We start from the raw sequence: 20,196 nt of genomic DNA, 5'->3' as shown, positions 1-20,196 counted from the left end.
GAATACACTCGGTTTATTACCACGTTTAAGACAATAGTGCCGCGGCGAGTCGCACAAAGTCTGATGAAGTCAGTATTCCAACCAATTTGTTTTGCTCGTCTACCACTGGCATACAGCCATGGCGATTATCGACAAAAAATCGCACCACATCTTGTAATGATTGACCCGGGCGCACGCTCGCAAAATCGGTCGCCATAATATCTCGTACTTTTGTTTGTTTCTCTTTTCTTGCAAGCGCATTTGCGCCGTAGGTTGCCATTATTCCCATTACCTTGGCGATCATAATTTTTTGCGTGAGCATACCAACCAAGACTCCCGCTTCGTCAATTACTGGGATGTGACGAACGTTTTTTTCTTTCATTAAATTATGCGCATCTTGCAAGGTATTTTCAGCAATCACTGCAAAAGGATCTGGGGTCATTAAATCAGCTACGGTTTGGGTCATCTGTTACTCCTTTTCACTCCATATGTTTATGTTGAGTTTAGCCTGATCTATTTGGCATGTATGGAATTGAGATCAAGTTTTGAACTATTTCTCGAAGAACTGCTCTTATGAAGATAACAATAAGAAAGGCTAACCCAATGAAAAAGTTACTGATGTTAGGTGCTGTTGCGAGCTTACTTTGCAACTCTGTTTTTGCCGCTGAGCGAAGTGTTGAATATGGAGAAATTAATCAAATTCTAGATTTAATCGCCAACAAAGCGCAGTCGCAATATATCTTGTCTAAATTTACAGTGGAAGTGAAGCAGCCTGATATCGCGCTAGAGGATGTTAAACTTTGGTTGGAGCAAGATGGCAAGATCATTGCCAATGGTATCATAGATAAAGACGGCAATATTGATTTACCTATTCTCCAGCAGTTTCGTGCTGATAAAGTTAATTTAGTGATCAATCAAGAAAAAGATGCTGTTGCGATTATGGTCAATACGGATATAGCGCCGCTGACTAAGCAGCGGGTTATGTATCGCGATTTGTTTATTCTTTTAGAGGATATGGACGCTTTTGTTGAGTTGATGGCTGGTAGCTTGTCTTGGTTTGCTCCAAGCTTTGATGAACTAGAGTTTACATTTACCGAGCCTGCATCAATTCAGTTTGTGGATGCAAAAGGTAAAACCCAAAAGTTTGTGACGGATAATGAGTTTAAGATCCAAATCCCCAATAAGAAAAAGTGGATGAAGCAAAATCCACCTTTGCAATTTAGTGCCTTACCAACGCAGTTTGCGCCTATTGACTAGGGAAGAAAGTTCGTATGTCTGCTAGCAGGCGAGCATATCCTTTTCCATCAGATAGTTAGTTAACACTTCGCCACGAACCTTCACTTGTTGTTCCTTTATCACTTGGAAACCAAAATGTTCAAAGAAAGGTTTAGCCGTTTTGCTAACATGGGAAAATAAGCGCGTTGTGTTGGTTGTTTTGCTGTGTTCTAAAAGTGCGAGCATAAGTGCTTTACCTATGCCTTGGCCTTGATGTTCGGCATGGCAAAAAAAGTGGTCAATAAGACCGTCGGCTTGGATATCGGCAAAGCCAACAATTTTACCATTTAGCACGGCGACAAGGGGTTGATTACTCCTTAATCGGTCTTGCCAGCCTTTCTCGGCAATGTCGCTATGTGCCCATGCATTAACTTGCTTATCGGAGTAATGCTGTATATTTACCGAGCGTATTGTGTCAAACATAAGCTTGTGTAGCGCGGCTTCTTCGCCGCTTTGAAACGGTCTGATTATAATCATTGTTAGCCTTTATTCTTGGAGTCGTAATTGTCCGGAAATAGCAGGTTGCTCTGCAATTTCTGCAAGTCGTACGTATTTTTGTTCAATCAGTTGAGACACAGGAACCAGTTTGGCGTCAATACTTTCAAGCTCAGCTAACTTGGTTGCAAGAAATGCGGCAGTTTCCTTATATGGGTGTGCAATAATAATCACATGCTCATGATTATCAAGTAGTTTAAGCATATGCTGCCACTGCTCGTTAAGTGCCTCTGTGGATATGTCATTGTCTAGAAAGACCTGTCGAGCGACGTTTTTCACGCCGTAAAGGTTGGCTGCATATTGGGCTTGGCTGTGGCTAGTGGTACGGCTATCTAAAAAGTATAATCCGCGCTTTTTTAATATTTCCATAGTCCATTTCATTGGCTCTATTTGTTCGGTTAGTGCTGAGCCCATGTGATTGTTTACGCCTTTAACCTGAGGCAGTGTCGATAGCGCGTTGCCAAGTGTCATTTGCAACTGCCATTTTTCCATATCGGTGGTTAATGCGCCCGGACCAAGCGCCTTTTCCGAGTCTTGTGCCTGCATTGGCACATGTAATAAAAGCTCGCGTTGTTGGCGGCTGGCTGCAAAGGCAAATTGTTGAGAAAAGGGCGTGTGGGGCAGGATCGAAAAAGTGATCCCACCCGGTAAAGACAGTAACTCTAAGTCACGTTGGTGATTGCCAATGTCGTCTATAACAATGGCAAACTGTTTTGCCGGCACTGCAAAGGTCATGCAGGCCAGTATTATCCCGATTATTTTTTTTAGCACACAAATTATTATTATAGTTTACAGCCCTACAGGACCGCTTTTTATTTACTGTGGTTGAACTAACGCCAGCGCCTTAGGCCAATGCGATGCTAGCTGTTCAATACCGGTTGTTTTGATTGATTCTTCACCAGTGATTATAGCGCTTTTATCGAGCAGGGAAAGCGCTTGTTTGGTAAAATATACATCTGGCTCTATGCCTTTACCTTCAATTGATGTACCTGCTGGTGTGTAGTATCTCGCTGTCGTTAACTTTAATGCAGTAGTACCATTGCCTATCGGGATCAAGGATTGAACCGAGCCTTTACCATAAGAACGTAAGCCAACGACTAAGGCACGTTTATTATCCTTGAGTGCGGCGGCTAAAATCTCGGCCGCTGAAGCGGAATTATTGTTGATTAACACCAAAATAGGCGCACCATTTAGGATATCTCCCCGCTTTGCGATGTAAGCCTGATTGGCGTCATAGAAGCGGCCTTTGGTTGTAACGATTGTGCCACTATCTAAAAAAAGATCTGAGATTGCCACGGCACTATTAAGTGTACCACCGGGGTTGTCACGTAAATCAATAACCAGCTTGTTCAATGGACTGCCTAACTGTACTTGTAGTCGGTTTATTTGTCTTGCTACATCATGGTAGGTGTGGTGATTAAAGCTGTTGACGCTTAAAAAACCGGTACCGTCATTTAAAAGTTTACTAGCGACACTTTCGATGACTATCTCTTGACGTTTAAGCTCAAGTGCAACCAGCTCGTCTTGTCTTAACACCACTAAATTGATGAGATTTTTATTTGCAGCTTTGAGTAGGGCAGATACTTCTTCTATCGACTTACCCACGACATTAGCCCCATTGATTGCATGGAGTTTATCACCGCTCTCTATTCCTGCTTGGTCCGCAGGGGAATTGGGTAGAGTATCTAAAATAATCACGTAATTATCTTGTTCCTCGACTTCGATACCAAGCCCAGTGTAGCGTCCATTTGCTGCACTGAAGATGGATTCCAAGTCTTCCTCGTTGAGGTATTTGGAGTAGGGATCTAAATTATCAAAAAGGCTCGACAGATTGCCTGCGTTATAACGGCTCAGAGGTAAGTCTTCAACGTAATAGGTGTGAATATGATACAGGATTTCATCGATTTCTTGAGCCGAAAACTTTTGTGTCGACGCGTGACTAAAAGCGCTAAAACTTAACAAAAGCAGGAAGCTTAATAATGCAACATAGCGCGCTGCGAGCGCGTAAAAACGGGTTTGTCTATTCATGTGCTGCTCCTCATCAAGGCGCAGCACGGGTTATTCAGTTAACTGGATCTGCACCATTTTATCGGATCTACAGCGCTTCCCTTATGCCGTATTTCAAAGTATAGACCAGAATCTCTTTGTCCGCCGCTTTGTCCTACCAAAGCGATCACTTCACCACTGCGAACTTGATCGCCCACATCGCGAAGCAGCGTTTGTGCGTGGCCATATAGGCTCATAAAACCATGACCATGATCAAGTACAATAACCCAGCCAAAGCCGTTTAACCAATCCGCATATACGACTTGACCGGGGGCGACACTCGCAATTTCAGCACCTTCTTTTGCACCAATGAGGACCCCCTTCCAATTCATGCCGGCATGCTTGCTTTGGCCGAATTTATGCTTAATTCGGCCTCTGGTCGGTAAACTCATTTTGCCTTTGAGTTTGGCTAACCCATCTAAGCGTACTTCGGCTTCTCTTTGGGCCTTGGCAAGCTCTTCTAAAGTTTGGATTAAGGTTTGCTCATTTTCTTTTAAATATGCGATAGCAGAGCGTGTTTCACTGAGTTTGTTATTTAGGTTTGCAAGCTGATTTTGACGTTCTTGCTGCGCCTTTTTGAGCGCTTCCAAGCGTTCGTTCTGATGGTCTTGTAGCGCTTCTAAGCGTGCTTGTGTTCGCGCTAACTCTGCTTGAGTCTGTGCCAATTCTTGGCCGATAGATTTCAGTTGTTCGAGCTGTTTAATCCGTGCTTTATTTAGGTAATCATAATAGGCAATGGTACGCTCTAGCTTTGTGGCATGCTCTTGATTAAGTAACATTCTGGAATAATCATGAGAGCCTGTCATGTAGGCACTTTTTAGCTGAGCCGCGAGGATCTTTTCAAATTTTTTCTTGTCGTTTAGCAGCTTGCTTTCTTGCTTTTTAAGTTCAGCCTGCTCGGTTTGGTTTTCTTTGATCCCTACTTCTGTGAGTGAGATTGCTTTGGCACTTTTGGCAATATCAAGTTCAAAGGCTTTGAGCTTCGCTTCGTGACGATTAATTTCACCGCGCTGCTTTTCCAAAGCTTGTTGGCTAGCTTTAAGTTGTTGTTGGACTTCGCTTAAGTCTTGTTTGGTTCTAGATTCGTTGGCAACAACGGGCGCTGTTGCAATGAGTAATGCCGCACCGAGAAGTGCGGCATAGTGAAATGTCGTTTTTAACGGCATACAGGCAGACCGTTATTTTAAACGCATAATTGGAGTGCCAGTCATCTCGCTAGGCTGCTCCATACCGAGTAAATGCAGCATTGTTGGTGCAACATCGCTTAATGCTTTTCCTGCTTGTGGTTCTGCATCACGACCTACATAAATAAATGGTACAGGCTCGCTGGTGTGAGCGGTATGAGCTTGACCTGTTTTAGGGTTAAGCATTTGCTCTGCATTGCCGTGATCAGCGGTAATAAGAGCTTCACCACCGCTTTCTTTTAGGGCTGCAACCACACGACCGATACACTTATCAACGGCTTCACATGCCTTTACAGCAGCTTCGAATACACCAGAGTGCCCAACCATGTCACCATTTGGGTAGTTACAGATAATCACGTCAAATTCACCGCTATGAATTGCTTCAACTAACTTATCAGTTAGCATTTCTGAGTTCATCTCTGGCTGTAAGTCGTAAGTGGCAACTTGTGGAGAAGGAATAAGTTCACGTTTTTCACCTTCAAAGAGATCTTCGCGACCACCGCTAAAGAAGAAAGTGACATGGGCATACTTTTCCGTTTCTGAAATACGTAGTTGAGTTTTGTTGTGCTTAGCTAGCCATTCACCTAGCACGTTAACCAATGCTTCAGGTGCGAAAGCGATAGGGGCTTTGATATCGGCAGCGTACTCAGTCATCATAACAAACGCGCTTAGGTCCGGTGCTTTACGTTTTTCGAAGCCGCTAAAGTCAGCATCAACAAAAGCACGGGTCATTTGGCGCGCTCGGTCTGCACGGAAGTTCATAAAGATAACCGTATCACCATCATTGATAGTAGCGGCTGGTTGCCCTTCTTCGGCGATCACCGATGCTTTAACAAACTCATCGTTTTCATCACGCGCGTAAGCTGCCTGTAGCGCTTCAACACCATTACTATAAGTAAAATCAGCGTCGCCACTTACCATCAGGTTGTATGCAGACTCGACGCGATCCCAACGATTGTCACGGTCCATAGCATAGTAGCGACCAATAATAGACGCTAGTCGGCCACAATTGAGTGACTGCATCAAGGCTTCCATTTTTTCAATTGACGCCTGTGCGCTGCGAGGTGGTGTATCGCGGCCATCCAAAAATGCGTGCAAATAAACGGTTGCACCGCGCTCAGCTGCTAATTTAATTGCCGCAACTATATGGTCTTCATGACTGTGAACGCCACCTGGACTCAATAATCCCATCAGGTGAACTGCTTTACCCTTTGCTACTGCTTTGTCTATGTTCTCAACCAGAGCTGGATTGTGCTCAAACTCACCATCATCAATCGCTTTAGTGATCCGCGTGAAGTCTTGATAAACCACACGCCCCGCGCCGAGGTTAACGTGGCCAACTTCGGAATTCCCCATTTGCCCATCAGGCAGACCAACATCAAGACCTGAACCTGAAATCAAGGTGTGCGGAGCAGAGCGCCATAGTTCATCTAATACTGGGGTATTGGCTGCTAAAATAGCATTGCTCTCGCTTTCTTCGCGATAGCCCCAACCGTCTAAAATCATTAATACCAATGGCTTTTTCTTAGCTGTCATTTGCGCTCCTGAAATCCTGAATTAGGCACGATGTTGAAATCTTATAACAAGCGCTACAATGTCGAGCTTTGCAGCGTCACTATAAGTTTGCTCTGGTTGCTGACAAGTAGAATACCTTTTTTTGTATGAATATTCAGCCCCACAGTGATGAATTATCAACTTTGAGATTGATATTTGCTCATGTTGAACAAGTCTGTTTTGTCGAGAATAAAGCAGGTATACTTGCTGCCACTTTATCGTTTAATAATTTTTGGTTGATAAATTAATGGAACAATACGTTGCGTTTTTAGGTAACCATCCGGTACTTAGCATCATTTGGGTTGTGTTAGCCGCGATGTTAGTGAGTAGTTGGTTTAAGAGTAAGTTTTCGAAAATTAGACAAATTAATCCTCAGCAGCTAACCATGCTAGTTAACCGCCAAGATGGTCAGGTACTCGATATGCGTGCAGCAAAAGAGTTTAACCAAGGTCACATTGCAGGTTCTGAGCAGGTGAGTGCGGAAAAACTCAAGCAAAAAGATTTTGCTGGTCTTGAAAAACATAAATCTAAGCCCATTATATTGGTCTGTAACACAGGTATGACGGCATCTGCTGTTGCTGATAACATGCACAAAGCTGGATTCCAGCAAGTGTTCGTATTATCAGGTGGTATTGGCGCATGGCAAAGTGCGGGTTTACCAATCTCTAACGGAAAATAACTGAGGTCTATGATGAGCCAAGTCGTAATTTATACCAAAGACTATTGTCCATTTTGTCATCGCGCAAAAGCATTATTAGATGCAAAAGGTGTCACATACAAAGAGTATGATATTGGCGCACAGCCTGAGCTTCGTGACGAGATGATCGAGAAAGCCAACGGTAGCTATACCGTTCCACAAATCTTTATCGCTGAGCGCCATATTGGTGGTTGCGACGATATGATGGCGCTTGAAGCGCAAGGCGAACTCGATAAGCTATTACAAGCATAAGATTGATTGAGCTTTAGCTCAGCTTACTTTTTATAATGACTGCTAGGAACTAGCAGGATCACAACAGAATTTAGGAAATTATCATGGCAGAACAAAACCAAGCAGCAGAACAACAACAAGAAGGCGCTCAGTTCAACATTCAACGCATCTATACTAAAGATGTATCGTTTGAAACGCCAAACTCACCAGGTATCTTCCAAAAAGAGTGGACACCAGAAGTTAAGCTAGACATGGACACACGCTCAGCAAAGCTTGATGACAACGTTTTTGAAGTTGTTCTAGCGCTAACAGTAACGGCAACGATTGGTGAAGAAACTGCATTCCTATGTGAAATCCAACAAGCTGGTATCTTTGCCATTGCAGATCTTGAAGAAATGCAAATGGCACACATGCTAGGCGCATTCTGCCCTAACATCCTATTCCCTTATGCGCGTGAAGCGGTAGCTAGTCTAGTTAACCGTGGTACTTTCCCGCAGTTAAACCTTGCGCCAGTTAACTTTGACGCATTATTCGCTCAGTATATGCAGCAACGTGCGGCTCAAGCACAGCCTGAGCAAACTGCTGACGCATAATTGATGAGTACAGCAAAATCAGCTGTAACTGTATTAGGGGCGGGGTCTTATGGCACCGCCCTTGCTATTTGTTTCGCCCGAAATGGTCATCAAGTGACACTGTGGGGACGCAATAGCGAACACGTTGAGGCGCTAGCAGCTGAGCGCAAAAACCAACGTTATCTTCCTGACATCCAGTTTCCAAACACGCTTGAACTTGAGGCCGATTTAGAAACGGCTGTTAAGTCTAGCGAGCGTATTTTGGTGGTTGTGCCAAGTCATGCGTTCGCAGACACCTTGAAGAAGATTAAACCTATGCTACTTGAGAATGCAAAAGTAGCTTGGGCAACTAAGGGGCTTGAACCAAATACTGGGCGACTATTGCAAGAAGTTGCGCTGGATGTGTTGGGTGACAATGTACCGCTGGCGGTGCTAAGTGGACCTACTTTTGCAAAAGAAATGGCCGCGGGATTACCCACTGCTATTTCTGTGTCTTCGGTTTGTGCAAAGTTTCGTGAAGAGCTCGCTGAGCTGTTACATTGCGGCCGCTCGTTTCGGGTCTATAGCAATGAAGACTTTATTGGTATTCAGCTCGGTGGCGCAGTTAAAAACGTTATCGCAATTGGCGCGGGCATGTCTGACGGCTTTGGTTTTGGTGCGAATGCCAGAACGGCGCTTATTACTCGAGGACTCGCTGAACTTTGTCGTTTAGGGTGTGCGTTAGGGGCGCGCTCTGAAACCTTTATGGGTATGGCAGGGCTTGGAGACCTGATTCTCACTTGTACGGATAACCAGTCGCGTAATCGCCGCTTTGGTCTTGCGCTTGGCTCGGGAAAGTCGGTCGATGAGGCGATGTCGAGTATAGGTCAGGTGGTTGAAGGCTATCGTAATACCAAAGAAGTTTATCTACTTGCCAAACGCACTGGTATTGAAATGCCTATCACTGAGCAGATCTATCAAGTGCTTTATGAGCAAAAAGATGTGAAAGAAGCCGCAATGGCGTTGCTAGGTCGCGAAAAGCGAGCTGAGTGAGCTGAGTGAGCTGGCTATGGAAGCCAAAGCAACTATTGCTTTGGTTTTCCAATGAATAAGAAGTAGAGTCGAACCTCTATTTGAGAAGTATAAAAAGGAGTATTTATGAAAATTCAATTATTGATTGGTTTGCTGATTTTAGGCAGTTGTTGGGGAGCTGCAGCAAAGACAGTATATGCTGATATAAAGTCAACCCAGTTAAGCCCATCTATAGAAACCTCCATCTGGCAAAAGAAAGGTAATATCACACCTAAATATCCACTCGCATTAGCAAAGCGTAAGCTTGCTGGATGTACCGTATTCAAGGTGATGGTTGATGCTGATGGCAAAACTGATGACATAGAACAAATTGCTAGCATTCCATCCAAAAAATTGGCTAAGCACGCTAAACAACTTATTAAAAGCTGGCAATGGTCTCCTGTTGATACGCAGCACCTCGGGCGGGAAGAAAAGTTAATGAGAATTGATTTTTGTCTGGGCGGTGCCGATTTAGCTGACGCGCAAATGCGTTGTGAAGCTCAAGCAAAACTGGACTGTGAATAAATAACAACACCCGTTAGCTTAAACCTCAAATTAAGCAAATTTGGGGAGTATGATACTTACTCCCCAAACTTAATGTTATAGCGACGCTTAAACCACAGTAAAAATGGGATTTCAATCACGCTAAATGCGACAATCGTAAACACCACCCAGTTACTCTTAAAAAACACTAACGAAAATTCAATACCCTTGCCATAGTACAAACTTCCAGACACGGCTAAAGAAACCGCAGTAACCAATAAATCTTGTTTGCTGATACTGGCGAGGCTTTTCTCTTTTAACTTCGGGTAAACGAATACGTAGGCCACAAAAAGGAGAATAAAGTTGAGTAAAATAAGCGTTAGCTCCGGTGACATGATTACCTCTATGCCTGTGTGTTATTGGACACAAGATAACATAATTTCTTAGTTTAATGCCTCGTGGAAACGCTTTTTATCTGATACCGAACAGGTATAATGATAAATCCAACTTTTGAGGTGCACATGATCTCCAAAAATCAACAAAAACTACTTCGTGCTTTAGGGCAAAAAAAATATCGCAAACAACATGGCCTGTATTTAGTACAAGGCGAGAAGAATGTGATTGAGTTAGTTGATGCTGGGTTGGCTGTTGAACAGCTGTTCGCGACCAATGAGTTCATGACAAAGTATAAATCCAAACTCGTTAATATTGCCTGTGTAGAAGCAGAAGAAGATGTGCTGAGTAAGGTGAGTACTTTGGTGTCAAATAATGCGGCGATAGCAGTCGTTGCAATGCCGTCAGCAGAAGAAATTAACACGGCTGGATTGGTGTTGGCATTAGATGGAGTCTCAGACCCAGGCAATCTCGGTACCATTATTCGTCTTGCTGATTGGTATGGATTAACGCAGCTCGTGGTGAGCGAAAACTGCGCCGATCAATTTAACCCTAAAGTGATCAGTGCCACCATGGGCTCATTTGTGCGTGTTAATGTGGTGAGAACCGATCTCGAGGCCTTTTTAAAGCAATATCAAGGCGAGTGCTATGGTGCATTCCTTGGTGGTGAGAGTGTGCATCAGTGCCAATTTAGTCGTAATGCCGTGTTGGTCATGGGCAGCGAGTCTCATGGTATTAGCGATACCATAGCAGCGCACATCAATAAAAAGGTGACTATTCCTGCGTTTGGCGGTGCTGAGTCATTGAATGTGGCGATGGCTACCGGGATCATTTTGGATAATATTAAACGCTGTCATTACTAACGCATAGATCTTACTAATGAATTGCCTTATTCTCAAAAGCAACCGCGAACAACAATAATAAGCTATGCGACTGAGTAGCATCAAACTGGCCGGCTTTAAATCTTTCGTAGAGCCAACCAAGATCCCGTTTCCTGACCAGATGACATGTGTGGTTGGGCCAAACGGCTGTGGTAAGTCTAATGTGATTGATGCAGTTCGCTGGGTACTGGGAGAAAGTTCTGCGAAAAACCTCCGTGGCGATGCCATGACGGACGTTATTTTTAATGGTTCAACCAAACGTAAACCTATCTCGCAAGCTTCTGTAGAACTGATTTTTGATAATACTCAAGGCCGGTTGCCCGGCACGTTTGCAGATCGTAACCAAATTGCCATTAAGCGCTTAGTAACGCGAGATGGCCAGTCTCTTTATTTTTTAAATGGTAGTAAGTGCCGTAAGCGCGATATCACGGATATCTTCTTAGGTACTGGCTTAGGTCCTCGCAGTTACGCAATTATCGAGCAAGGGATGATCTCTCGTTTGATCGAAAGTAAGCCGCAAGAGTTAAGGGTTTTTTTAGAAGAAGCCGCCGGAATTTCAAAATATAAAGAGCGTCGACGAGAAACCCAAACCCGGATCAAAAGTACCCGCGAAAACATGGAGCGGTTGCTCGATGTTAGGCAAGAGCTACAGAGTCAGCTAGATAAACTAGCACTCCAAGCACAACAGGCGAGCGAATATAAGTCTTTAAAGTCGCAAGAGCGAGACCTAAAGTCGTGGATAGCAATTTTAAAATGGCAAAGCCTTGAAAAAAAGCAGGCAATTAAAGCCAAGGAAATTGCCAAACTCAACGAAAAATTAGCATTTTTTAATGAAGCTCACAGTGGCCATGACAGCATTTTGGCGACGCTAGAGCATGAAATTAAGCATTTCAATGATGGCTATGAGCAAGCACAACATAGCGTGCACCGAATTGAAACCCAGTTGGCAACGCTTGAGCAACAGAAAGTCAATCTAACTGATAAAAAGCGTCAGCTTATTGAGCAGTCTCAAATACTGAAATCACAACAGCAAGAAGTGATTGAGGCGCAAGATGAGCAAGCCGAGTATGTGGCGAGCAGCGCTGAAAAAGTCGCTGAAGTTTCTGAAAGACTTGAAATTGCGCTATTGCAACTGGAAGAAATTCAACTCACAAACGAGCAAAGTGACGACGAGCAGACTCAATTAGAAGCGCAGTATAGTGATGCACAGAAGCAGTATCAACAAATACATGCTCAGGTACAGCAAGGAGCAAGTCAACTAACGCAACAACAGCAAGCTAAACTTCACATAGACAAGCGTCAGGCTGAGCTGCTGGAACAGGCCGAAGCGCATCACGCATCTATGTTGGAAAATGACTTGGCTGAAGCTCAGGATGCACATCATCAGTTGGTTCAAGCGATGGCTAAATTACAAAGCCAAGCTGGTAAGTTACAAGGTCAAGAGCAAACCAATAAAGAAGAAATCTTACTGGCACAGACTCATGCTCAAAAAGCGCTTCAGGCGTTACAAGAGGTGCAATCTGAAATAAAAGCGTTATCACGCTGGGCAGAGGAAACGTCGGAGGCTTCTGCTGCGACGATGTTATCGCAGCTTGTTGTTGAGTCAGGGTATGAAGAATGCGTTGAAGCGGCACTGCTTGGGTTGACGCATTTAGTCGTTGAGCAAAGCGAAATGAATACGCTATGGCCCATCGAACTCGAAGTTCCCGTTGATTCCGTTGCGACAAAAATAAGCTCAGGGCTGTTCCCCAGCTTTTTAACGAAAATAAAATTATGTGCTGAATCTACAGACTTTAAATCGTGTGAACAATTCCTTCTCGGCGTGACGGTCAGTGGCGTTATTGTGGGAGATAACTTTAAGGCCAAGGCGAAAAGCAATGTAGAGAGTGGCGCATTAAAACGCTATGCCCAATTGCAGTCATGCCATACTCAACTTCCTCATTTGCAACAACTCGCCGAAGAGGCCGAGCTGGTTGTAGTACAAAAACGTATTGCCCTTGAAGACACACAAGCTGACTTATTAGAAACACAGCAATGCGTTCACGAAAAAGCACAAGCAATCGCCAGTCATAAAACCAAAATTGAAATGCTGGATGAGAATCTGATCGCTTGGCGTGAACAAGGACAAAAAATTCAAGAACAACTTGATGTTATTGCTCAAGAGCGAGCCGAGGCCATCGGGCAACTTGAACTTGATACTGAACAGCAATTACAACGTGATGAGTTGCTAGCGCAAGCACAAGAAATACAACAACTAGCTGAGGCTAAGTTGGCTGAGTTTAAACAGCATAGTCAATCTCGACGCGCCGCATTACAAGAAGCGCAGCAATTAGTTCATACCACAAAACTTGCGTCGCAACAGGCAGAAAGTGAACTACAGCTCAGCAATTCTAAGCTAGAACACTTGCAACATCGTCGCGATGAAATAAACCAACGCATCGAACAAACACAAGAAGATATTGTACTTTGTGAAGAGCCACTCGCGGAGGCACATGAAGACATAGAATTATTGCTCGCCCAGCATCTAGAAGCCAAGGCACAAAAGCAAACGGTGTTGGATACGCTCAACCAAGCCAAGGAAAACCTCGCCCAAAAACAAACAGCATTAAAAGATGCGCAAGGCGAAGTGAGTAAACTCAATGAGTCTTTGCAACAAGTGAAACTTGAAGAGCAAAGCTTGATGATTAAAGCACAAGCGGCACTTGAACCCTTGCAGGAGCTTGGTCGGACGCTAAAAGCGGAACTGGCGCAATTACCTGAGGATGCAAACTTGGGGCAGTATCAAGCCAATTTGAGTCGAGTCAGTAATGATCTTGGTAAGTTAGGGGCTGTAAACTTAGCCGCAATTGAAGAGTTTGAAGAAGCGAAGGCACGTAAAACCTATTTAGATACACAGCTGGATGATCTCACTAATGCGTTAGAAACGTTAGAAGCGGTGATCAGAAAAATTGATAAAGAGACCAAAACCCGCTTTAGTGCCACCTTTAATCAAGTGAATGAAGATTTAGCCGAGTTGTTTCCTAAAGTGTTTGGTGGGGGGAATGCATACCTGGAATTGACTAGCGATGACCTGCTTGAAAGTGGTGTTTCTATCATGGCAAGGCCGCCAGGTAAGAAAAACTCGACAATTCATCTGTTAAGTGGTGGAGAAAAAGCGCTGACCGCATTATCATTGGTGTTTTCAATATTCAGGCTTAATCCAGCCCCATTCTGTATGCTGGATGAAGTAGATGCACCGCTTGATGACGCAAACGTAGGACGATTTTGTCGTTTGGTTGAAGAAATGTCGCAAACAGTGCAATTTATTTATATCAGTCATAACAAGATCGCTATGGAAATGGCGGGTAGACTGACGGGGGTAACCATGGCAGAACCAGGGGTGTCTCGGATGGTTGCCGTAGATATAGAACAAGCGGTGCAAATGGCACAGGCATAACAACAAAAAAGGTGAGCAATGGCCACAGAGTTAAGATGGGCATTAATCGTGATCAGTGCGTTGGTCATAGGCGGGTTACTCATACATGGACTTTGGTCTGTTCGTAAGAAGAGCAGCGATAAAGTGTCTTATAAGGAGCCCAATGAACTCAAAGAGCAAACGCCGAATCACGATAAAGAGCCTGACGAGCCTGAAATTGGAGAGATGACCTTTAGTGCGGTGGATGATGAGCCTGCGACTGAGGGCATTATAGCGACACATGAACCTGACACTGAGGTGCAAACCGAGAGCAGTGGATCTGAAGAAGTTGAGTCTGAAAAGAATGCGATAGAGCCACAAGACTTTATTATTCTTCATGTCGAAATGCCTGAAGGCCTAAAAATGGCTGGTTCAAGGCTATTGCCTGCCGTGTTAAGCCTTGGATTTAAATATTCTGATGAGGGCTTCTTTAATCGCCATTTAGAGCCGTCCGGAAACGGTCCTGTGTTATTTAGATTGGTAAACATGTACAACCCAGGTACGTTTGATATCGATAACATGGAGCAATTTAGCACCGCTGGCATTAGCCTATTTATGACCTTACCTTGTGAAGGTGATAATTTGGCTGCATTTAACATGCTTCACAGTGCATCGAAAAAACTAGCTGAAGAGTTTGGCGCAACCGTACTTGATAAAGATCGCGAACCGTTGACGGTTGAAGCCGTGCGCGGTTATGTTGAAAAAGTGCGTGAATTCGCCGCTTAACCGCTACTTAGAGTCATTTTTAAGCCACTGGCATCCGCTGGTGGCTTTTTACGTTTAGAGGTTTAAATGTCAGACAACATTGAAAGCCAAGTTGCAGCCCTTAGGCAGCAACTCGAAGATTACAATTACCAATATTATGTGCTAGATAACCCAAGTGTGCCTGATGCGGAATATGACCGTTTGATGCGCCAGTTGATGGTGCTTGAGCAGCAGCATCCTGAGTTACAAAGCCCTGACTCTCCATCGCAGAAAGTGGGGGGGGAAGCGCTTAGCAAATTTGAGCAAGTAACACACAGAGTACCCATGTTGTCGCTTGATAATGCCTTCGACGAAAGTGAATTTACGGCATTTAATCGCCGTTTAAAAGAGCGCCTATTGACAAGTAAAGATGTTACTTTTTGCTGTGAACCAAAGCTCGATGGCTTGGCGGTGTCTATTTTGTATCGTGATGGTGTGCTCGTTCAAGCGGCGACAAGGGGAGACGGTCAAGTTGGGGAAAACATCACTGAGAACGTCAAAACCATTCGCAATATTCCGCTGAAACTACGTGGAGAACATATTCCGCATGAAGTAGAAGTGCGTGGTGAAGTCTTTATGGATACTGCGGGTTTCATTAAGCTAAATGAAACGGCACAAGCGAAAGGTGATAAGACCTTTGCAAACCCAAGAAATGCGGCAGCGGGAAGTCTGCGCCAATTAGACTCAAAAATTACCGCTAAGCGTCCGTTGATGTTTTATGCTTATTCTATGGGCTTGGTTGAAGGCGGTGAGCTGGCCAACGAACATTATGCGCAGCTACAGCAATTACAAGCTTGGGGCTTGCCAATGAGCCCTGAGACAAAGCTTGTCGATAATGCGCAGCAAGCTTTGGCTTATTATCAAGATATCATGACGCGCCGTGCTGAGCTTCCCTATGAAATTGATGGCGTAGTGATCAAAGTGAATGATAAAGCGCAGCAAGAGCAGCTTGGTTTTGTTGCTCGCGCGCCGCGCTGGGCGATTGCATTTAAGTTCCCTGCACAAGAAGAGATCACCCAGCTGCTTGATGTTGAGTTTCAGGTTGGTCGTACTGGGGCTATCACGCCCGTTGCGCGTTTAGAGCCTGTTTTTGTCGGTGGTGTTACGGTATCGAATGCCACGCTTCATAATGGTGATGAAATTGCGCGTTTAGGTGTAAAGATAGGTGATACCGTTATTGTTCGCCGAGCTGGGGATGTTATCCCTCAGGTAACTCAGGTCGTGTTAGATAGGCGTCCAGATGATGCCAAAGAGATTGAGTTCCCAGATACCTGTCCGGTGTGTGATTCTCATGTTGAACGCGTTGAAGGAGAAGCGGTTGCGCGTTGTACTGGCGGTTTAGTGTGCCGTGCACAACGTAAAGAAGCAATTAAGCACTTTGCATCGAGAAAGGCCCTCGATATAGATGGCCTTGGCGACAAAATAGTTGAGCAGTTAGTTGAGCGAGAACTTATCAAAACCCCTGCTGATCTGTTTATTCTAAAGCAGGGTCATTTTGAGTCTCTTGAACGTATGGGGCCTAAGTCTGCTAAAAACTTGGTTGCGGCGCTTGAAGAAGCAAAGCAAACAACGTTAGCCAAATTTTTGTATTCACTTGGGATAAGAGAAGTTGGGGAAGCGACAGCACAAAACTTGGCAAATCACTTCCTGACGCTTGAAAAAGTGATGGCCGCCTCCATTGATACTCTACAGCAAGTAAGTGATGTTGGTGTTGTTGTTGCGCAGCATATTCATAGCTTTTTTGCCGAGCAGCACAATCAAGAAGTGGTAACTGCATTGATTGAAGTGGGTGTAACTTGGCAAGATGTGGCTGCACCGTCAGAGGATGCACAACCTTTAGCTGGGCTAACTTATGTGTTGACTGGAACCTTGAGCCAACTGAACCGCAACGATGCTAAAGCGAGGTTGCAAGCACTTGGTGCTAAGGTCGCAGGTAGCGTGTCGAAAAATACAGATGCGGTTTATGCCGGTGAAAAAGCAGGCTCTAAGCTCACTAAGGCACAGGAGTTAGGTGTTGAGGTGTTTGATGAAGAGGCACTGATCGCACTGTTAAACAAATACGAGTAGTAAAATGAAATCAGTAATACGATACGGCCCTGAATACTGGGATAAATATGGCGTTTATCGTACGCCAATCGCTTTTAATTTAGCGCTGGTCGTGTTGCTCCGTCCGCTGTTTATTTGGGTGTTTTCTGCGCTTGCGAGACGCCCAGACTTGGATTTGATGTCACTATTCTTTGAGTCTAAGTTTCACTTTTTTGTCGCGACAGGGATCGCTTGTATCGCGCTCATACCAACCGTTGTGTTTTCTTTTAGGCGACCAACAAGCTCTCCAAAGCTGGCAGCCGTCTGGCGTTATATGCGTTTGCCACTTATATTAACAGCGGTACTCGATTTAGCGTGGTTGATCCTGCAAGCAGGGAAAACCCATTATAGTTTTTCTCCTTATATTGCCGTACAAATTGTGTTGGTGAGTTGGGTACTTTTATATTTAATTAAAAGCCGCTATCTAAGTTGCTTTTTTGGCGATTGGCCACTTCCTGTTGAAGAGCAAAAGACAGAAGTAAACAAGAGAGAGAATTGAGATGTTAAAGTGGTTAGATATACTAAACTTTGCCAGAAATGGTAATCCTGTTGCTCCTCGCCGAGTTGAAAAATCGGACCAGCAATGGCAATCAGAGCTTGCTCCAGAAATTTACATGATCACCAGGAAAAAGGGGACTGAACGCCCGTTTAGCTCACAAAGTTGTCAGCTTTTTGAACCTGGTAAATACTACTGTGTATGCTGTGGCGAGTTGTTATTCGATGCCGAAGAAAAGTTTGATAGTGGCTCTGGCTGGCCCTCGTTTACACAGCCTGCAGCAGTGGAAGCGGTTGCGTATCATGGCGATAAGAGTCATGGAATGACGCGCGTCGAAATCACTTGCAACGTGTGTGATAGCCACTTAGGTCACGTATTCCCTGATGGCCCTGAGCCAAGTGGACTGCGTTATTGCGTTAATGCTCTCGCAATGGAAAAGAAATAGCTCAATTGCGATAAAATAATCGATTACTCAAAGTCGAGTTTCATTTCACTTAGTTTCGCTTTGAGTTTACCGTAGCGGATCTGCTGTTCACTGTCCAACTCAGACTGATTTAGCAAGGTAGTACACCGCTTTGCTAAATCGGAATTAAAAGTACTTCCTGATTTAGCGCAACTATCACTCATACATTGTAGCAAATTCAGTGCTATCCCTGAGTTTTTAGGCATAATTCTGAACGCTTGAGTGAATGCCTCTAAAGCGGTTTCATAATGACCTTTGTTAAACTGAGTAACCGCATGGTTATTTAGCTCCCGTGGACCCATGGTGATCTCTTTTTTCTCTTGCTGCTGCTGATATAGATAGTGCATTGTGATGGGATCTGCGCTCGAGTTGTGGCGCTCACAGTGTGCAATTACTTGGCTAAATAGCTCTTGAGCTTTGTGGTTTAATCCCACTTCATGTAGTGCTTTTGCTTTGTCTAAAGTGGAATCTACCGAGCGAATAACGGGCTCATCTTCTAATTGTTCGAGCAGTTGTTTCGCTTTTTTATGCTCATCTTTTAGATAATGGACACGGGCGTTGAGTACATCGATTTGTGCTTGGGTTTGTGCATTTGGAAATTGCTGTTTTAAATCACTCAAGTATTGTTGCGTTTGCCTTGTGAGACGAGTGACTTGGTCTGATTGATCGGTACTCAGAGCAAAGTCTATCCCAGCGCGTGCTGCATTCAAATATACCTCTGGTTTGTCATGGATCGAGTAACGCGCGAAACTTGCTATATCTTTATGTGCTTTATAGCTGGCCTCATAGTCGTGATTGATTTGCGCAACTCGACCAAGTGACTGTTGTCTATTTATATTTCTGGGCGCCATTTCAATTGCTTGCTCTAACAATTGTTGGGCATTCTCATATTGGTTAAGCTTTATTTCGAGTTTGCTCAATAAATCGAGCGCGGGAAGACGAGTTTCCGGTCGCTCTATTAAAGTTTTCAACATCTTTTGAGCGATAACATCTTCATTGTTGGTAATGAGCGCCTCGACCAAGCCTAGCTTTGCCCAGGTAAACTTTTGCAGAGCCAAAACCGATTTGTAAAAAGACTTTGCTTCCTCTAATTGATTGAGCCTCAGTAAAAGTTCTCCTTTTAACTTTAGAAGTAGGGAAGTGTAGTTATGATCTTTGTTATCTAGTTCTAAATCTAGCGCTTTTAAGGCCTTTGAGTAGTTTTTATCGTCTACAAGCAAGTTTATGTGCCTTAATGCCTGTTTACGCTTTAAAACTCGTTCTATACGGTTTTGTAGTTCTTTTATTGAAAAGGGCTTAACTAAAAAGTCATCGGGCTGGAGTTCGATAATACTATGGACTAACTCGGGGCTAGTTTCAGAAGAAATAAAAATAAAAGCGGTACTTGAGCGAATTAACTGTTTGGAGCGTAACTCTTCATAAAATTGATAGCCATTTTGCTTTTTTGCTAAACCAAAAGAGCACACGATGAGATCAAACTTACTGATGGTACAAAGCTCTTTTGCACTGTCTGCACTCTCTGCAAATTTTAAATTTCTGAAATCTAACTGTTCTAAAGATTGTTTCATATAGCTCAATGCTAATGGTTGATCTTCAACGATTAACATTTTGGCATTTTGAATAGATGGAGCTGACATAGAAACAATTTTTAGACAATGGCTTTGCTTCTAGTCTAGTACTTAGGTGTAGTTTTGAAAACAAAAATTAACTCATTTTTAGTAGCTTAGTCTATTTAGCTTATCCCAACTATTTATTGGGGTTAGTGGCAAAATAGTTAAGGGTATAACCAAAATTTGGGATGCTTAGTAGAGTAACTAATTAGTTAATAAATGAGAAAAACGAGGTTGTTTCTATGGACTTTATGGCAGTTTTAAATTGATTCAGTTTGATGTGCTGTTTGAGTATGCGATAAGTAATAACGACTGTACGGAAAGTGAAGTAGTGGGTTGTACTGGACTTGAACCAGTACCCTTGCCTTGCTCAGGCTTAGTGCGATGCTTTACATCGGCCACTCTATCTAGAAAATAAAGTGGTGGGTTGTACTGGACTTGAACCAGTGACCCTCGCCTTGTAAGGGCGATGCTCTCCCAACTGAGCTAACAACCCAAAATATT

The 20,196-nt window shown here is 43.9% G+C and carries 20 protein-coding genes and 1 tRNA gene; 12 read left to right on the top strand and 9 right to left on the bottom strand.

The genetic code is table 11. The features are described from left to right. Window positions 1–25: 25 nt before the first annotated feature. Window positions 26–445, bottom strand: a complete 420-nt coding sequence (locus CWC03_RS01540; RefSeq protein ID WP_128725325.1) for a CBS domain-containing protein — start codon at window positions 443–445, stop codon at window positions 26–28. A gap of 137 nt (window positions 446–582) precedes the next feature. Here CWC03_RS01540 and CWC03_RS01535 point away from each other — a divergent pair, with 137 nt between their 5' ends. Continuing rightward, a complete protein-coding gene (locus tag CWC03_RS01535; protein WP_138580307.1) occupies window positions 583–1,236 on the top strand; it encodes a DUF2987 domain-containing protein in 654 nt (217 codons plus the stop codon). A 21-nt stretch (window positions 1,237–1,257) separates the two neighbouring features. Here the strand turns inward: CWC03_RS01535 and CWC03_RS01530 are convergent, their stop codons facing one another. The 5 genes from CWC03_RS01530 to gpmM all read right to left on the bottom strand — a co-directional run bounded on the left by CWC03_RS01530 (window position 1,258) and on the right by gpmM (window position 6,515). Next, entirely contained in the window at window positions 1,258–1,731 is a 474-nt protein-coding gene (locus CWC03_RS01530; protein ID WP_138580306.1) for a GNAT family N-acetyltransferase, read from the bottom strand. 9 nt (window positions 1,732–1,740) lie between these two features. Then, window positions 1,741–2,484 (bottom strand): divergent polysaccharide deacetylase family protein, encoded by a 744-nt coding sequence (locus CWC03_RS01525; RefSeq protein WP_138580305.1) that lies wholly within the window; start codon window positions 2,482–2,484, stop codon window positions 1,741–1,743. Between the two features lie 81 nt (window positions 2,485–2,565). Continuing rightward, window positions 2,566–3,777, bottom strand: a complete 1,212-nt coding sequence (locus CWC03_RS01520) for a S41 family peptidase (RefSeq protein ID WP_138580304.1) — start codon at window positions 3,775–3,777, stop codon at window positions 2,566–2,568. Between the two features lie 38 nt (window positions 3,778–3,815). After that, window positions 3,816–4,961, bottom strand: a complete 1,146-nt coding sequence (locus tag CWC03_RS01515) for a murein hydrolase activator EnvC family protein (RefSeq protein ID WP_138580303.1) — start codon at window positions 4,959–4,961, stop codon at window positions 3,816–3,818. A 12-nt stretch (window positions 4,962–4,973) separates the two neighbouring features. Then, window positions 4,974–6,515, bottom strand: coding sequence for a 2,3-bisphosphoglycerate-independent phosphoglycerate mutase (gene gpmM / locus CWC03_RS01510; RefSeq protein WP_138580302.1), 1,542 nt, complete (start codon window positions 6,513–6,515; stop codon window positions 4,974–4,976). A gap of 265 nt (window positions 6,516–6,780) precedes the next feature. Here gpmM and CWC03_RS01505 point away from each other — a divergent pair, with 265 nt between their 5' ends. From CWC03_RS01505 to CWC03_RS01485, 5 genes are all read left to right on the top strand, one after another. Beyond that, window positions 6,781–7,212 carry a rhodanese-like domain-containing protein gene (locus CWC03_RS01505; protein WP_138580301.1) on the top strand — a complete coding sequence of 144 codons (432 nt, stop codon included), beginning with the start codon at window positions 6,781–6,783 and terminating at the stop codon, window positions 7,210–7,212. A gap of 12 nt (window positions 7,213–7,224) precedes the next feature. Beyond that, window positions 7,225–7,482, top strand: a complete 258-nt coding sequence (grxC, locus tag CWC03_RS01500; RefSeq protein ID WP_138580300.1) for a glutaredoxin 3 — start codon at window positions 7,225–7,227, stop codon at window positions 7,480–7,482. Between the two features lie 83 nt (window positions 7,483–7,565). Next, on the top strand, window positions 7,566–8,054 hold the full coding sequence (gene secB, locus CWC03_RS01495) for a protein-export chaperone SecB (protein WP_010607582.1): 489 nt from the start codon (window positions 7,566–7,568) through the stop codon (window positions 8,052–8,054). Between the two features lie 3 nt (window positions 8,055–8,057). Further along, the gene (gpsA, locus tag CWC03_RS01490; RefSeq protein WP_128725316.1) at window positions 8,058–9,065 is read left to right on the top strand and encodes an NAD(P)H-dependent glycerol-3-phosphate dehydrogenase; all 1,008 of its coding nucleotides are present in this window, start codon (window positions 8,058–8,060) and stop codon (window positions 9,063–9,065) included. A 105-nt stretch (window positions 9,066–9,170) separates the two neighbouring features. After that, entirely contained in the window at window positions 9,171–9,608 is a 438-nt protein-coding gene (locus tag CWC03_RS01485) for an energy transducer TonB (protein WP_138580299.1), read from the top strand. 56 nt (window positions 9,609–9,664) lie between these two features. On the opposite strand, the gene CWC03_RS01480 is transcribed toward CWC03_RS01485, so the two are convergent. Continuing rightward, window positions 9,665–9,961: a hypothetical protein gene (locus CWC03_RS01480; protein WP_138580298.1), complete on the bottom strand. Its 297-nt coding sequence runs from the start codon at window positions 9,959–9,961 to the stop codon at window positions 9,665–9,667. A gap of 126 nt (window positions 9,962–10,087) precedes the next feature. Between CWC03_RS01480 and CWC03_RS01475 the strand changes: the two genes are divergently transcribed. The 6 genes from CWC03_RS01475 to msrB all read left to right on the top strand — a co-directional run bounded on the left by CWC03_RS01475 (window position 10,088) and on the right by msrB (window position 18,064). Further along, window positions 10,088–10,822 (top strand): TrmH family RNA methyltransferase, encoded by a 735-nt coding sequence (locus tag CWC03_RS01475; RefSeq protein WP_171040189.1) that lies wholly within the window; start codon window positions 10,088–10,090, stop codon window positions 10,820–10,822. A 64-nt stretch (window positions 10,823–10,886) separates the two neighbouring features. After that, window positions 10,887–14,276, top strand: coding sequence for an AAA family ATPase (locus CWC03_RS01470; RefSeq protein WP_138580296.1), 3,390 nt, complete (start codon window positions 10,887–10,889; stop codon window positions 14,274–14,276). Window positions 14,277–14,294: 18 nt separating this feature from the next. After that, a complete protein-coding gene (zipA, locus tag CWC03_RS01465; RefSeq protein WP_138580295.1) occupies window positions 14,295–15,020 on the top strand; it encodes a cell division protein ZipA in 726 nt (241 codons plus the stop codon). Between the two features lie 66 nt (window positions 15,021–15,086). Then, window positions 15,087–17,105, top strand: a complete 2,019-nt coding sequence (gene ligA / locus CWC03_RS01460; protein ID WP_138580294.1) for an NAD-dependent DNA ligase LigA — start codon at window positions 15,087–15,089, stop codon at window positions 17,103–17,105. A gap of 4 nt (window positions 17,106–17,109) precedes the next feature. Further along, complete coding sequence (locus CWC03_RS01455) at window positions 17,110–17,622, top strand: DUF2919 domain-containing protein (RefSeq protein ID WP_138580293.1); 513 nt, start codon at window positions 17,110–17,112, stop codon at window positions 17,620–17,622. A gap of 1 nt (window position 17,623) precedes the next feature. Next, window positions 17,624–18,064, top strand: a complete 441-nt coding sequence (gene msrB / locus CWC03_RS01450) for a peptide-methionine (R)-S-oxide reductase MsrB (RefSeq protein ID WP_039491435.1) — start codon at window positions 17,624–17,626, stop codon at window positions 18,062–18,064. 23 nt (window positions 18,065–18,087) lie between these two features. Here msrB and CWC03_RS01445 read toward each other — a convergent pair whose 3' ends face one another. Both CWC03_RS01445 and CWC03_RS01440 read right to left on the bottom strand, forming a co-directional pair. Beyond that, a complete protein-coding gene (locus CWC03_RS01445; protein ID WP_138580292.1) occupies window positions 18,088–19,719 on the bottom strand; it encodes a response regulator in 1,632 nt (543 codons plus the stop codon). A gap of 393 nt (window positions 19,720–20,112) precedes the next feature. Then, window positions 20,113–20,188, bottom strand: a tRNA-Val gene (locus tag CWC03_RS01440). Window positions 20,189–20,196: the final 8 nt, after the last annotated feature.

Source organism: Pseudoalteromonas sp. S2755 (genome assembly GCF_005886535.1).
In the GTDB taxonomy this organism is placed as follows: Bacteria; Pseudomonadota; Gammaproteobacteria; order Enterobacterales; family Alteromonadaceae; genus Pseudoalteromonas.
Note: the sequence above shows the minus strand (reverse complement) of the source record. Positions and strands in the feature narration are given on the sequence as shown.

What these genes read in the sequence shown, in the direction of transcription:
- CWC03_RS01445 (WP_138580292.1), bottom strand. Translation starts at nt 19,719, where the DNA reads ATGTCAGCTCCATCTATTCAAAATGCCAAAATGTTAATCGTTGAAGAT.
- CWC03_RS01485 (WP_138580299.1), top strand. Translation starts at nt 9,171, where the DNA reads ATGAAAATTCAATTATTGATTGGTTTGCTGATTTTAGGCAGTTGTTGG.
- gpsA (WP_128725316.1), top strand. Translation starts at nt 8,058, where the DNA reads ATGAGTACAGCAAAATCAGCTGTAACTGTATTAGGGGCGGGGTCTTAT.
- zipA (WP_138580295.1), top strand. Translation starts at nt 14,295, where the DNA reads ATGGCCACAGAGTTAAGATGGGCATTAATCGTGATCAGTGCGTTGGTC.
- gpmM (WP_138580302.1), bottom strand. Translation starts at nt 6,515, where the DNA reads ATGACAGCTAAGAAAAAGCCATTGGTATTAATGATTTTAGACGGTTGG.
- CWC03_RS01455 (WP_138580293.1), top strand. Translation starts at nt 17,110, where the DNA reads ATGAAATCAGTAATACGATACGGCCCTGAATACTGGGATAAATATGGC.
- msrB (WP_039491435.1), top strand. Translation starts at nt 17,624, where the DNA reads ATGTTAAAGTGGTTAGATATACTAAACTTTGCCAGAAATGGTAATCCT.
- grxC (WP_138580300.1), top strand. Translation starts at nt 7,225, where the DNA reads ATGAGCCAAGTCGTAATTTATACCAAAGACTATTGTCCATTTTGTCAT.
- CWC03_RS01505 (WP_138580301.1), top strand. Translation starts at nt 6,781, where the DNA reads ATGGAACAATACGTTGCGTTTTTAGGTAACCATCCGGTACTTAGCATC.
- ligA (WP_138580294.1), top strand. Translation starts at nt 15,087, where the DNA reads ATGTCAGACAACATTGAAAGCCAAGTTGCAGCCCTTAGGCAGCAACTC.
- CWC03_RS01475 (WP_171040189.1), top strand. Translation starts at nt 10,088, where the DNA reads ATGATCTCCAAAAATCAACAAAAACTACTTCGTGCTTTAGGGCAAAAA.
- CWC03_RS01540 (WP_128725325.1), bottom strand. Translation starts at nt 445, where the DNA reads ATGACCCAAACCGTAGCTGATTTAATGACCCCAGATCCTTTTGCAGTG.
- CWC03_RS01470 (WP_138580296.1), top strand. Translation starts at nt 10,887, where the DNA reads ATGCGACTGAGTAGCATCAAACTGGCCGGCTTTAAATCTTTCGTAGAG.
- CWC03_RS01515 (WP_138580303.1), bottom strand. Translation starts at nt 4,961, where the DNA reads ATGCCGTTAAAAACGACATTTCACTATGCCGCACTTCTCGGTGCGGCA.
- CWC03_RS01535 (WP_138580307.1), top strand. Translation starts at nt 583, where the DNA reads ATGAAAAAGTTACTGATGTTAGGTGCTGTTGCGAGCTTACTTTGCAAC.
- CWC03_RS01520 (WP_138580304.1), bottom strand. Translation starts at nt 3,777, where the DNA reads ATGAATAGACAAACCCGTTTTTACGCGCTCGCAGCGCGCTATGTTGCA.
- secB (WP_010607582.1), top strand. Translation starts at nt 7,566, where the DNA reads ATGGCAGAACAAAACCAAGCAGCAGAACAACAACAAGAAGGCGCTCAG.
- CWC03_RS01530 (WP_138580306.1), bottom strand. Translation starts at nt 1,731, where the DNA reads ATGATTATAATCAGACCGTTTCAAAGCGGCGAAGAAGCCGCGCTACAC.
- CWC03_RS01480 (WP_138580298.1), bottom strand. Translation starts at nt 9,961, where the DNA reads ATGTCACCGGAGCTAACGCTTATTTTACTCAACTTTATTCTCCTTTTT.
- CWC03_RS01525 (WP_138580305.1), bottom strand. Translation starts at nt 2,484, where the DNA reads ATGACCTTTGCAGTGCCGGCAAAACAGTTTGCCATTGTTATAGACGAC.